The 13,964-nt window shown below is 61.3% G+C and carries 5 protein-coding genes and 4 pseudogenes; 7 read left to right on the top strand and 2 right to left on the bottom strand.

The genetic code is table 11. The features are described from left to right. From ASG55_RS27625 to ASG55_RS12070, 6 genes and pseudogenes are all read left to right on the top strand, one after another. Positions 1 to 2,349, top strand: a pseudogene (locus ASG55_RS27625) (immunoglobulin-like domain-containing protein); the annotation flags it as partial. 99 nt (positions 2,350 to 2,448) lie between these two features. Beyond that, positions 2,449 to 3,039, top strand: a complete 591-nt coding sequence (locus tag ASG55_RS27485) for an immunoglobulin-like domain-containing protein (RefSeq protein ID WP_156388187.1) — start codon at positions 2,449 to 2,451, stop codon at positions 3,037 to 3,039. A 20-nt stretch (positions 3,040 to 3,059) separates the two neighbouring features. Then, positions 3,060 to 3,619: pseudogene (locus ASG55_RS27480) on the top strand (immunoglobulin-like domain-containing protein); the annotation flags it as partial. Position 3,620: 1 nt separating this feature from the next. Continuing rightward, positions 3,621 to 4,879 (top strand): annotated as a pseudogene (locus tag ASG55_RS27240) (immunoglobulin-like domain-containing protein); the annotation flags it as partial. A 1-nt stretch (position 4,880) separates the two neighbouring features. Further along, positions 4,881 to 9,585, top strand: a pseudogene (locus ASG55_RS26825) (LapA family giant adhesin); the annotation flags it as partial. A 149-nt stretch (positions 9,586 to 9,734) separates the two neighbouring features. Beyond that, complete coding sequence (locus ASG55_RS12070) at positions 9,735 to 10,073, top strand: hypothetical protein (RefSeq protein ID WP_016772279.1); 339 nt, start codon at positions 9,735 to 9,737, stop codon at positions 10,071 to 10,073. Positions 10,074 to 10,282: 209 nt separating this feature from the next. Here ASG55_RS12070 and lapD read toward each other — a convergent pair whose 3' ends face one another. Continuing rightward, a complete protein-coding gene (lapD, locus tag ASG55_RS12065) occupies positions 10,283 to 12,229 on the bottom strand; it encodes a cyclic di-GMP receptor LapD (RefSeq protein WP_056786903.1) in 1,947 nt (648 codons plus the stop codon). Between the two features lie 14 nt (positions 12,230 to 12,243). Then, entirely contained in the window at positions 12,244 to 12,936 is a 693-nt protein-coding gene (lapG, locus tag ASG55_RS12060) for a cysteine protease LapG (RefSeq protein WP_056786901.1), read from the bottom strand. Positions 12,937 to 13,132: 196 nt separating this feature from the next. On the opposite strand from lapG, the gene ASG55_RS12055 reads away from it, so the two are divergent. Then, the gene (locus ASG55_RS12055; RefSeq protein ID WP_056786898.1) at positions 13,133 to 13,843 is read left to right on the top strand and encodes a GntR family transcriptional regulator; all 711 of its coding nucleotides are present in this window, start codon (positions 13,133 to 13,135) and stop codon (positions 13,841 to 13,843) included. The last annotated feature ends 121 nt before the right edge of the window (positions 13,844 to 13,964 follow it).

The raw sequence follows: 13,964 nt of genomic DNA, 5'->3' as shown, positions 1-13,964 counted from the left end.
TGACCAACGCCGCTGGCTCGCCAGTGACCGTGACCCTGTCGAACGGCGCCGTGATCACCATCAAGGCTGGCGAAACCACCGGCACCGCAACTGTTCCGGCCCCGTCCGACGACGTCTACAAAGACGCCGGTTCCGTCCAGGCAACGATCACTAGCGCTACCGGTGGCAACTTCGAGAATCTGGTACCGAGCACAGCTCCGGCCGTGACGACTGTCACCGACACCATCGATACCTCGACAGTCAAACTGACCGCCGATACATCGGTGGCTGAAGGCGGCACGGTCACCTACACCGCCACTGTGGGTGCTCCGGTCACCGGCTCGCCAGTTGTGGTAACTCTGGCCAACGGCCAGACCATCACCATCGGCGTCGGCCAGACTACTGGCACTGCAACCGCTGTTGTTGCGAACGATGCGCTGACCGGCAACGCCCCGATCACCAACTCGATCACTGGCGTGAGCGGCGGCAATTTCGAAGATCTGGTTGCGGACAAAACTCCAGTTTCGACTTCTGTCACCGACGTTGCCGACACGACAAATCTGTCCTTGAGCGCCAGCAATTCGGTGGCGGAAGGTGGCCAGATCACTTACACCGCGACCCTGACCAACGCCGCTGGCTCGCCAGTGACCGTGACCTTGTCGAACGGTGCAGTGATCACCATCAAGGCTGGTGAAACCAGCGGTAATGTGACCGTTCCTGCACCGTCTGATGACGTCTACAAAGATGCCGGCTCTGTGCAGGCGACGATCACCAGTGCTACCGGAGGCAACTTCGAGAACCTGGTACCGAGCACTGCTCCAGCCGTGACGACTGTCACCGACACCATCGATACGTCGACCGTCAAATTGACCGCCGATACATCGGTGGCTGAAGGCGGCACCGTGACTTACACCGCCACCGTCGGCGCGCCAGTCACCGGCTCGCCTGTGGTCGTGACTCTGGCCAACGGTCAGACCATCACCATCGGCGATCACCAACTCGATCACTGGCGTGAGCGGCGGCAATTTCGAAGATCTGGTGGCGGATAAAACACCGGTTTCGACCACTGTCACCGACGTTTCCGACACCACCAATCTGTCGCTGAGCGCGACCGGCTCCGTGGCCGAAGGTGGCTCGATCGTTTACACCGCGACACTGACCAACGCCGCTGGCTCGCCAGTGACCGTGACCCTGTCGAACGGTGCTGTCATCACCATCAAGGCTGGCGAAACCACCGGCACCGCAACCGTTCCGGCCCCGTCCGATGACGTCTACAAAGACGCCGGTTCCGTCCAGGCGACGATCACCAGTGCTACCGGTGGCAACTTCGAAAACCTGGTGCCGAGCACTGCTCCGGCCGTGACGACAGTCACCGACACCATCGACACGTCGACCGTCAAATTGACCGCCGATACTTCGGTGGCTGAAGGCGGCACCGTGACTTACACCGCCACCGTCGGCGCGCCAGTCACCGGCTCGCCTGTGGTCGTGACTCTGGCCAACGGTCAGACCAKTCACCGGCTCGCCTGTGGTCGTGACTCTGGCCAACGGTCAGACCATCACCATCGGCGTCGGCCAGACTACCGGCACCGCAACCGCTGTTGCTGCGAACGATGCGTTGGCCGGTAATGCTCCGATCACCAACTCGATCACTGGCGTAACTGGCGGCAATTTCGAAGATCTGGTGGCGGACAAAACTCCAGTTTCAACTTCTGTCACCGACGTTACCGACACTACAAATCTGTCCTTGAGCGCCAGCAATTCGGTGGCGGAAGGTGGCCAGATCACGTACACCGCGACCCTGACCAACGCCGCTGGCTCGCCAGTGACCGTGACCTTGTCGAACGGCGCTGTGATCACCATCAAGGCTGGCGAAACCACCGGCACCGCAACTGTTCCTGCACCGTCCGACGACGTTTACAAAGACGCCGGTTCCGTCCAGGCAACGATCACTAGCGCTACCGGTGGCAACTTCGAGAACTTGGTACCAAGCACAGCTCCGGCCGTGACGACTGTCACCGACACCATCGATACCTCGACCGTCAAATTGACCGCCGATACTTCGGTCGCTGAAGGCGGCACCGTGACTTACACCGCCACAGTCGGCGCTCCGGTCACCGGCTCGCCAGTTGTGGTAACTCTGGCCAACGGTCAGACCATCACCATCGGCATTGGCCAGACTACTGGCACTGCAACTGCTGTTGCTGCGAACGATGCGCTGACCGGCAACGCCCCGATCACCAACTCGATCACAGGCGTAACTGGCGGCAATTTCGAAGATCTGGTTGCAGACAAAACTCCAGTTTCGACTTCTGTCACGGACGTTACCGACACCACCAACCTGTCGCTGAGTGCGACCGGTTCCGTGGCNGCAATTTCGAAGATCTGGTTGCAGACAAAACTCCAGTTTCGACTTCTGTCACGGACGTTACCGACACCACCAACCTGTCGCTGAGTGCGACCGGTTCCGTGGCCGAAGGTGGCTCGATCGTTTACACCGCTACGCTGACCAACGCCGCTGGCTCGCCAGTGACCGTGACCCTGTCGAACGGTGCTGTGATCACCATCAAGGCTGGCGAAACCAGCGGTAATGTGACCGTTCCGGCACCGTCCGATGACGTCTACAAAGATGCCGGTTCCGTCCAGGCAACGATCACTAGCGCTACCGGTGGCAACTTCGAGAATCTGGTACCGAGCACAGCTCCGGCCGTGACGGCTGTCACCGACACCATCGATACCTCGACAGTCAAACTGACCGCCGACACTTCGGTGGCTGAAGGCGGCACCGTGACCTACACCGCCACAGTCGGCGCTCCGGTCACCGGCTCGCCAGTTGTGGTAACTCTGGCCAACGGCCAGACCATCACCATCGGTGTCGGCCAGACTACTGGCACTGCAACCGCTGTTGCTGCGAACGATGCGCTGACCGGCAACGCCCCGATCACCAACTCGATCACTGGCGTAACTGGCGGCAATTTCGAAGATCTGGTTGCAGACAAAACTCCAGTTTCGACTTCTGTCACGGACGTTACCGACACCACCAACCTGTCGCTGAGCTGACCAACGCCGCTGGCTCGCCAGTGACCGTGACCCTGTCGAACGGCGCCGTGATCACCATCAAGGCTGGCGAAACCACCGGCACCGCAACTGTTCCGGCACCGTCCGATGACGTCTACAAAGATGCCGGTTCCGTCCAGGCAACGATCACTAGCGCTACCGGTGGCAACTTCGAGAACCTGGTACCGAGCACTGCTCCAGCGGTGACGGCTGTCACCGACACCATCGATACCTCGACAGTCAAACTGACCGCCGATACATCGGTGGCTGAAGGCGGCACGGTCACCTACACCGCCACTGTGGGCGCTCCGGTCACCGGTTCGCCCGTGGTCGTGACTCTGGCCAACGGCCAGACCATCACCATCGGTGTCGGCCAGACTACTGGCACTGCAACCGCTGTTGCTCCGAACGATGCGCTGACGGGCAACGCTCCGATCACCAACTCGATCACTGGCGTAACCGGTGGCAACTTCGAAGATCTGGTTGCCGACAAGACCCCGGTCAGCACCACCGTGACCGACACCGTCGACACCACCAATCTGTCCTTGAGCGCCACCAACTCGGTGGCCGAAGGTGGCCAGATNGCCGACAAGACCCCGGTCAGCACCACCGTGACCGACACCGTCGACACCACCAATCTGTCCTTGAGCGCCACCAACTCGGTGGCCGAAGGTGGCCAGATCACGTACACCGCGACCCTGACCAACGCCGCTGGTTCGCCAGTGACCGTGACCTTGTCGAACGGCGCTGTGATCACCATCAAAGCAGGCGAAACCACCGGCACCGCAACCGTTGCGGCCCCGTCCGATGACGTCTACAAAGACGCCGGTTCCGTCCAGGCGACGATCACCAGCGCTACCGGCGGTAACTTCGAGAACCTCGTTCCGAGCACTACGCCTGCGATCACCCAGGTCACCGACACCATCGACACTTCGACCGTCAAACTGACCGCCGATACTTCGGTCGCTGAAGGCGGCACCGTGACTTACACCGCCACGGTTGGTGCGCCAGTTACTGGCTCGCCTGTGGTCGTGACTCTGGCCAACGGCCAGACCATCACCATCGGCGTCGGCCAGACTATCGGCACCGCAACCGCTGTTGCTCCGAACGATGCGCTGACCGGCCATGCGCCGATCACCAATGCGATCACCAACGTCAGCGGCGGCAATTTCGAGAATCTCGTCGCCGACAAGACCCCGGTCAGCACCACCGTGACCGACACCGTCGACACCACCAATCTGTCCTTGAGCGCCACCAACTCGGTGGCCGAAGGTGGCCAGATCACCTACACCGCGACCCTGACCAACGCCGCTGGCTCGCCTGTGACAGTCACCTTGTCGAACGGCGCTGTCATCACTATCAAGGCTGGTGAAACCACCGGCACCGCAACTGTTCCTGCACCGTCCGACGACGTCTACAAAGACGCCGGTTCTGTGCAGGCGACGATCACTAGCGCTACCGGTGGTAATTTCGAAAACCTGGTACCAAGCACTGCTCCGGCCGTGACGACAGTCACTGACACCATCGACACTTCGACCGTCAAACTGACCGCTGACACTTCGGTAGCTGAAGGCGGCACCGTGACCTACACCGCCACCGTCGGCGCTCCGGTCACCGGCTCGCCAGTTGTGGTAACTCTGGCCAACGGCCAGACCATCACCATCGGCGTCGGCCAGACTACTGGCACTGCAACCGCTGTTGCTGCGAACGATGCGCTGACCGGCCATGCGCCGATCACCAACGCCATCACCAACGTCAGCGGCGGCAATTTCGAGAATCTCGTCGCCGACAAGACCCCGGTCAGCACCACCGTGACCGACACCGTCGACACCACCAATCTGTCNCATCACCAACGTCAGCGGCGGCAATTTCGAGAATCTCGTCGCCGACAAGACCCCGGTCAGCACCACCGTGACCGACACCGTCGACACCACCAATCTGTCTTTGAGCGCCACCAACTCGGTGGCCGAAGGTGGCCAGATCACCTACACCGCGACCCTGACCAACGCCGCTGGTTCGCCAGTGACCGTGACCTTGTCGAACGGTGCAGTGATCACTATCAAGGCTGGTGAAACCAGCGGCACCGCAACCGTTCCTGCACCGTCCGACGACGTCTACAAAGACGCCGGCTCCGTGCAGGCGACCATCAGCAGCGCCACCGGTGGCAACTTCGAAAAACTGGTACCGAGCACCACGCCAGCAGTGACCAGCGTCACCGACACCATCGATACCACCACCGTAAAACTGAGCGCAACCGCCACAGCGGCAGAAGGCGGCAACGTCGTCTACACCGCGACCGTCGGCGCGCCAGTCACCGGTTCGCCAGTGGTGGTCACTTTGGCCAACGGCCAGAACATCACCATCGCGGTCGGCCAGACTACCGGCACCGTAACTGCCGTCGCACCGAACGATGCGTTGACCGGCAACGCTCCGCTGACCAACTCGATTACCAACGTCAGCGGCGGCAATTTCGAAAACCTCGTCGCCGACAAGACTCCGGTCAGCACCACCGTGACCGACACCGTCGACACCACCAATCTGTCACTGAGCGCAACCGGCTCCGTGGCCGAAGGTGGCCAGATCACTTACACCGCAACGTTGACCAACGCCGCAGGATCGCCTGTGACCGTGACCCTGTCGAACGGTGCCGTGATCACCATCAAAGCGGGCGAAACCACCGGCACCGTGAACGTTCCAGCGCCAGCTGACGACGTCTACAAAGACGCCGGCACCGTGCAGGCGACCATCAGCAGCGCCACCGGAGGCAGCTTCGAAAAACTGGTACCGAGCACCACGCCAGCGGTGACCAGCGTCACCGACACCATCGACACCACCACCGTCAGCATCACTGGCAGCAGCTCGGTGACCGAAGGCCAGACCGCCAGCTATACCGTCAGCCTCAATCACCCGGCGCAGACCGAAGTGACCCTGAAAATCGTCTACAGCGGCACTGCTGCCGACGGTTCGGACTTCACCGGCGTGTACACCGTGAAGATCCCGGCGGGCGCCAGCAGCGCGCAGTTCAACGTCGTCACCCTCGATGACAAGATCACCGAAGGCACCGAGAACTTCGTGGTCAAGATCGATTCGGCTACCGGCGGCAACTTCGAGAACCTCGCGGTCAGCAGCACCAATGGCAGCGTCAGCACCTCGATCATCGACAACGATGCGCCACCGGTGCTCGATCTGGATGCCAACAACTCCAGCGGTGCGACCGGTGCCGATTACAAAGTGACGTTCACCGAGAACACCCCGGGCGCCGGCGTGTCGATCGCTGACACCGACATCAGCATCACCGACCCGGACAGCACGATGCTGACCGGCGCCACTGTGGTACTGACCAACCGTCAGGACGGCGATGCGCTGAATCTGGGCAACAGCGTCAACGGCATCACCATCAATGCCAACAGCACCAACGGCACGGTGACCCTGACCCTCTCGGGTAACGCGACCCTGGCCGACTACATGCAGGCCATCAAGAACATCAGCTTCACCAACAGCAGCGAAAACCCGAGCACCGTGCCACGGGTCATCACTGTGACGGTGACTGATGGCGGCAATTACTCCAACACCGCGACGACCACAGTCAACGTGGTGGCGGTCAACGATGCACCGGTCGCTGCGCCGAGCAATGTCACCGGCACCGAAGACACGCCGCTGGTACTCGGCTGGTCGACCTTTGGCGTCAGCGATGTCGACAGCCCGGCGAGCAGCCTTGGTATCAAGATCACGCAGCTGCCGGGCGAGGGCAAACTGCAGTATTTGGACGGCTCGACCTGGAAGGATGTTGCCAACAACCAGACCTTCAGCAAGGCCGACATCGACGCCGGCAAGCTGCGCTTCCTGCCGGATGCCAACGAGTCGGGCACCAACGGTTACGGCGGCACCGGTCTGGGCAACAAGCAGGCGGACTACGCACAGATCAAGTTCCAGCCTACCGATGGCCAGACGCTGGGCAGCACCGGCACGGTGAAGATCGACATCACGCCAGTGGCGGATGCGCCGACCGTAGCCGTGGCTGACAACAGCGTGAAATCCACTGGCCTGATCAAGGAAGTCTGGACCGGTCTCTCGGGGCTGGGCACTGACGGCAGCGGCGCGAACTCGACCACCCTGAAAAACGTGATCGACGCCGCCGGCAAACCGAACTCCAGCGGCAACGTCACCAACGTGCAGTCTGACGGCAGTGTCGCCGCCGGTACGGCGTCGAAGACCTCGGGCCTGATCTACCTGCAAGCCGGCAAGACCTACAGCTTCAGCGGCGTGGCCGATGACAGCCTGCTGATCACCATCGGCGGCAAGAACGTGGCGTCGGGTACCTGGGGCGCGGGCGGTGCGATCAACGGCTCGTTCACCCCGACCACCAGCGGTTACTACACGCTCGACATCTATCACCACAACCAGAGCGGCCCGGGCAGCTACGACGTCAACCTGTCGGTCAACGGCGGCACGCCAATCGATCTGAGCAACGCCGGCGTGCCGATCTACACCGGTGTGCAGGACCTGATCAACTCGGGCGTGACCGTCTCCGATCTGCACGGCACCAACGGCGAAGGTTATTACGACGGCTACAAGCTCAACACCGGCGCTGAAGGCACCACGGTGAAACTGTCGGCAATCAGCACCGCGCTGACCGACACCGACGGCTCGGAAACCCTGAGCGTGAAGATCAGCGGCGCACCGGTCGGTTCGGTGCTCAGCGATGGCGCGGGGCATACCTTCACCGTTACCGCGAGCAATGGCGAAGCCAACGTCACCGGCTGGAACCTCGGCTCTCTGACCGTGACTCCGCCGACCTACTACAACGGCCAGTTCAACCTGACCGTGACCTCGACGTCCACCGAACAGGTCGGTGGCTCCGCGAGCAGCACCGCGACCATTCCGGTCACGGTAGTGCCTGCGGTGTACAACGCGGTCACCGCCACCTCGGGTGATGACAACGTCATCGGCACCGACGCCAACGACATCATCGTCGCTGACATCGGCGGCCTGACCGTGGTGCCGGGCACCAACTACAACATCGCGTTCATGGTCGACAGCTCGGGCAGCATGAGCACTTCGTCGCTGAACGCCGCGAAAGACTCGCTGACCTCGGTGTTCAACAGCCTCAAGCAAAGCCTTGGCGGCAGCAACTCGGGCACGGTGAACATCTTCCTGGTGGACTTCGATACCCAGGTCAACAAATCGGTGTCGGTGAATCTCAACGACCCGAACGCGCTGACGATGCTCAAAGCCGTACTCAACTCGATGGGCTCTGGCGGCGGTACCAACTACGAGGACGTGTTCAAGACCACGGCCAACTGGTTCCAGAGCGCCGACGCAGTGGCCAACACCGGGGCGAAGAACCTCACGTACTTCATCACCGACGGCCAGCCGACTTACTACCAGACCGGCGAGCAGACCAACCCGACGCTGTATGGCAACGTGAAACTCGACAGCGTGGTAAACACCAGCAACTACAAGCAGGGCGACACGTTCAGCACCTACATCGACAACTCGCACTACCTGACCATCAACAGTGCCGGCAGCGTTGTGCTGCAAACCTACAACTCGTGGTGGGGCTGGAGCAGCGAAACGCTGGGCACGATTCATGCGCAGGGCGACGGTACTTATGAATTGTCGAACCTCGCGGGTACCGGCAACAGCACCAACTCGTCGACGACCAGCAATTCGACCAGCGGCTTCGCTTTGTTGAACGGATTGTCGAGCGTCGAAGCCATTGGTCTGAACAACGACGTCAGCCTCAACGACCTCAAGCCGTACGATTCGGACAAAACGCCGCAAACCAACATCGATCCGAAGGATCTGGCCAACTCGATCATCGGCCATACCGAAGCGACGATGCCGGGTAACGACACCGTCAATGGTGGCGAAGGCAACGACATCCTGTTCGGCGATCTGGTCAGCTTCAACGGCATTGCCGGCGAGGGTTACCAGGCGATGCAGGCGTTCGTCGCCAAGGAAACCGGCGTTGATGTCAGCAAAGTCACCACCAGCAATGTGCACCAGTACATCACCGAGCACTATCAGGCGTTCGATGTATCCGGCGCGCACGATGGCAACGACACGCTGCTCGGTGGCGCAGGCAATGACATCCTGTTCGGCTCGGGCGGCACCGACCTGCTCGACGGCGGCAAAGGCAATGACATCCTGCTCGGCGGCACCGGCAACGACACGCTGATCGGCGGTCAGGGCAATGACATCCTGATTGGCGGTTCCGGTGGCGACACCTTCGTCTGGAAGTCGGGCGACACCGGTAACGACGTGATCAAGGATTTCAAAGCCAGCGAAGGCGACCGCATCGACCTGCGCGACCTGTTGCAGGGCGAGACCGGCAGCACGATCGACAACTTCCTGAAGATCACCACGGTGGATGGCACGTCGTCGCTGCAAGTCAGCTCGGCGGGCAAATTCAACTCGGGCGATGCCGCTGCGGCCACGCCGGACGTGACGATCAAACTGGAAGGCAACAACTGGGCGAGCGCCAACCTGCACAACCTGATTGCCGGCAGCGACCCGACCATCAAGGTCGATCACAACAACAGCTGAGGCTGAAACAACAACGGCCGCCTCCTGTGAGGCGGCCGTCGCGTTTGCGGGCAATGCAGCGGTGACGATTTCATCGGCGCCCCGCATACTGGCGCGCAGTTGGCTATGCTGCTGACAGCATGACGCTGTTCATTTGTGAGGGATGCTCAATGTTTTACGTGCAACGCGATGCGCAAGGCCAGTTGATTCGCGTGGAAGCTGCGGCGTACGCCGAGGCCACGGAAACGCTGCCCGCCGATAACCATGAGATTCAGGCGTGGTACGCCAACGAAGCCGTGGAAAACAGCCTCAAACAGCTCAAGCAGAGCGACTTTGAAATGATTCGGGTACTCGACGACCTGATTCAGGTGCTGACCCAGAAAGGCGTGATCCGCGTCACTGACCTGCCAGCGGCGGCCCAGGCCAAACTGATGGATCGTACCCAGGCACGTGAAGCGCTGGGCGGGTTGAGCCAGTTGATCGATGAGGATGAGGGCGGGTTGATCTGATCCTCCCAGGATCCAAAGCTTACCCTCACCCCAGCCCTCTCCCGGAGGGAGAGGGGGCCGATCGAGGTGTCTTGCGCTATCCATCGACCTGAGAGATCGAGTCGATTCTGGATTCAGTGGAGCTCTTGCACGTCGGCGTATCTCGTAAATATCCCACGGCCAGTCCCCTCTCCCTCTGGGAGAGGGTTAGGGTGAGGGCGCTTCTTGGCTCACCCCCAAGGCTTCGGCTCACCGAGCAACTGCCCCTGCACGCCATACAAGCCCATCTCGCGAATCACTGACAACTCCCCTTCAGTCTCGACCCGCTCGGCAATCAGCGGCAGATCGATGCTGTGCGCCGCGCGCTGGATCGCTTCGATGAACAGGCGCTTGTCGCTCTCCTGATCGATCGCCCGAATGTAGCTGCCATCGATCTTCAAATACGCCAGACCCAACCGCGCCAGGTTGCCGATCATGCTGAAGCGCCCGCCGAAGCGTTGCAGGCTCAGCGAGAAACCGAGCTCGCGCAGGCGTCGGGTCAACTGCTCCAGCACCGCCTGTTCAGGCAACTGCTCCTCGCCGATTTCCAGAGTAAGACGCGCGCCGAGATTGGAATGCGCGCGCAGAATCTCGAAGACCTTGTTCAGCGCCTGCGGGTCAGCCAGGGTCGCCGAGGACAGGTTCAGCGCCAGCGAATCCTCGTGCCCCTTCATCTGCTCGAGCACGCGTTCGAGCATCAGCCGATCAAGCCGCGCGGTCCAGCCGAAGCGCTCCAGCCACGGCAGAAAGCGCCCGGCGGGAATGGTTTGGCCCTGCTCGTCGAGCAGGCGCGACAGGACCTTGTAATGCAGCACCAGTTGCGTGTCCTGCGCGGCGACCACCGGCTGGAAATACAACTCGAAACGCTGCTGACTCAAGGCCTGATCCAGCAGTCGATGCCAAGCGTGATGGTCATCACCGACCTCCGCCACCAGACTCTGATCGATACACGCCCAATTCTGCTCGCCCTGCCCTTCGGCCTGCGCGAGCGCCTGATCGCCCAGTGTCAGCACCGCTTGCGGGGAGTCACCGTGGGCGAAGGGCGCCAGCCCGATCGAAGCCACCGCCGGCACATCGGTCGCGCCAGTGGCATGCAGGCTGCTCAGGGCATTGTCGAGATTCTGCGCCAGCTGCAGTGCTTCCTCGCGCACCAGCCCCGGCGCCAGCACGGCGAATTCACCGCCGCGAATACGCGTGACCAAGTCCTGGGTTTGTGGATATCTGGCGCACTCGCGGGTCAGTTGCTCGCCGACGGCCTTGAGCAATTGGTCGGTACGCTGGCCGCCGAGACGCTGGTTGAGCCCGGCCAGATCCTTGACCCGCAACAGCAGCAAATAACCGGAACTGGCCTGCTCCGGGTTGCTCACACGGTTGTTCAGTTGCATCTCGAAATAACGACGGTTGGCCAGGCCGGTGAGGTTGTCCTGATAGGACTCGGTACGCAGTTTTTCACTGCGCTCGGCCTGCTCCTGAAACAGCGTCTTGAGCTTCTCGACCATCTGATTCATCGCCTGCACCACGCGACGCAATTCAGGCGTGCGCGGCAGATCCGGCAGGCTGAGAAACTCGCGGCGGGCAATCGCATGGGACTGCTGGACCATGTAATCGAGGGGCTTCAACTGCCGACGCAGCAACAGCGCGCCGAGCACCGCACTCAATGCACCGCAGATCAGCAACCAGCCAAGGCTGCCCAGTGCGCTCTGCCACAGCTTGGCCACGGCGAACATCGGATGGCTGACGACTTCGACCCGCGCCGCCTGCTCCCAGCCACGACTGACCAGTGCATCGCCACCAGCCGGTTCGAGGCCGATCAATTTGACGAACCAGTCCGGCACGTTGCTCACCGCCGGGGTACCGCTGCGCTCGACAATGGTCTGCTCGGTCTTCACGTCGACCACGCGGATGCTCGCGTAATAACCGCTGTCGAAAATCGAACTGACCAGCAACTCGACCATCGCCGGGTCGTCGATATTCGGCGTCAGCGACAACGCCAGCGCCGTCGCCGCGTCCTGTGCGTGGGAGCGCAACTGGTTGACGTACTGGGTGCGCGAGCTCTCCAGGCTGACCATGAAGCTGCCGGTGAAGGCCACGACCAGGAACAGACAGATAGCGATCAACAGCTGTTTGAACAAAGACATCTGAGCGCGTGCTCCTAGTTAGTCGTCTCGACCGGAAAACCTTCGGCCTGCATTTTTTTCAGCACATCCTGCCAGCGCGACAGGCGTTTGGTGTCGCCGACCTTTTTATTACCCTTGGCGCCTGGCAGATACAGACCTTCGGCATTGAAAGAATAGACCGGCAGCAAATCGGTCCGCTGCGCCGCCGGCTGGATCGGATCGATCAGGCTGTCGAGCACCAGCGGCATGGCATCGGGGGTCGCATAGTACGTCAACACCATGTGCGCGCGGTTCTGGCGCAGCGCCTTGACGTAGGTGATGCGCAGCTTGTCACTGGAAACGCCGAGATGGCGCAGGCTGAAATACTTGGCGATGGCATAGTCTTCACAGTCGCCGGCGCCCTTCCACAGCGCTTCGATCGGGGTTTCCCAGTAATCCACTTCGCGCCACAGATCGATGTCTTCGACGTAACGCACCTGCTTGTTGAAGAACAGGTTCACCACTTTGAGCTTGTCCATCTCACTGGCCTGCTTCTGCGTCGCCAGCAGATTCTGCCAGGCATCGATGCGCTGCTGCCCGGCGCCCAGTGGCCCATAAAGAGCAGTGGCCTTGCGGCTGATCGCGGAAAAATCCCAATCGGCGTGCAGACCGCCCAGCATGACGCCGGCCAGCAGCAATGCGCAGCCAAGCCAGCGCAAGGTCCGAGGGATCGCGAAACGTACCGCCACTGCAGGTTTCCAGAAGGACAGAAAGGAAGCGTTTGATGGTGAAGCTTAGCCCGGCAAAAAACAATGGCACCGTGAGATCATCGAAGACGCGCTAGACTTGAGATTGCAGCGCTTTGTTTTACAAGGTTTGACAACCTGTAGAGCAATCACTAGTGTCATTTGGATCCAAATATTGCGACCTACAGGGTGTGTTGTCGTGACTCAGAAGCCCAAACCGCTGCACAGCATTAAAGTCGAGGGACCGATTCCTGCGCATCTGGCCCGGTCGGTGATTGAAGAAACCCTGCGCTCGGCCATTCTCGATGGCCGCCTGCCCTGTGGCACTGCGCTGCGCCAGCAGGATCTGGCCGATCTGTTCGGGGTCAGCCGCATGCCGGTGCGCGAAGCCTTGCGTCAGCTCGAAGCGCAAGAGCTGCTCAGCGTCACCACGCACAAAGGCGCCGTAGTCGCGCCACTGATCCAGGGCGATGCCGCTGAAACCTACGAGTTGCGCATTTTGCTCGAATCGGAGGCATTGCGGCAGTCCATTCCGCTGCTGACTGAGGCCGAGCATCAACTCGCCGCCGGCTACATCGAAGAACTGGAAGCGCAGCACGACTACAACGAGATCGGCCGCCTCAACCGTCTGTTCCACATGGCCCTGTACAGCAAGGCGCCCAATCAGCGACTGCTGCGTCTGGTGGAAGACGGTCTGAATGAAGAAGAACGTTTTCTGCGTTTCAATCTGGAAGCCATGGGCCTGGGCAAGCTGTCCCAGGATGACCATCGCGCCATGCTCCAGGCCGTGATCGAGCGCGACATCCCGCGCTCGCTCGAAATGCTGGAGCAGCACCTCAACCGTGGCGTCGAGGTGATCACCCGCTACCTCGCGACTCCCGCCGCACAGAAGCGTCACACAGCACGCTGATATCTCGTACGTCGAATAATCCCCTTACAAATCTTCGCGACCGCTCTGCTGCCGGCTCTGGCAGCGGATCGGCGTGCCCGCTGGTGCCCGCCCCGGCCCTGCCGACGCATTTCTGCTGCCC

Source organism: Pseudomonas sp. Leaf434, from assembly GCF_001425545.1.
GTDB classification, from domain to species: domain Bacteria; phylum Pseudomonadota; class Gammaproteobacteria; order Pseudomonadales; family Pseudomonadaceae; genus Aquipseudomonas; species Aquipseudomonas siliginis.
This window is presented reverse-complemented; position numbering and strand designations above follow the sequence as displayed.

What these genes read in the sequence shown, in the direction of transcription:
- ASG55_RS12070 (WP_016772279.1), top strand. Translation starts at nt 9,735, where the DNA reads ATGTTTTACGTGCAACGCGATGCGCAAGGCCAGTTGATTCGCGTGGAA.
- lapD (WP_056786903.1), bottom strand. Translation starts at nt 12,229, where the DNA reads ATGTCTTTGTTCAAACAGCTGTTGATCGCTATCTGTCTGTTCCTGGTC.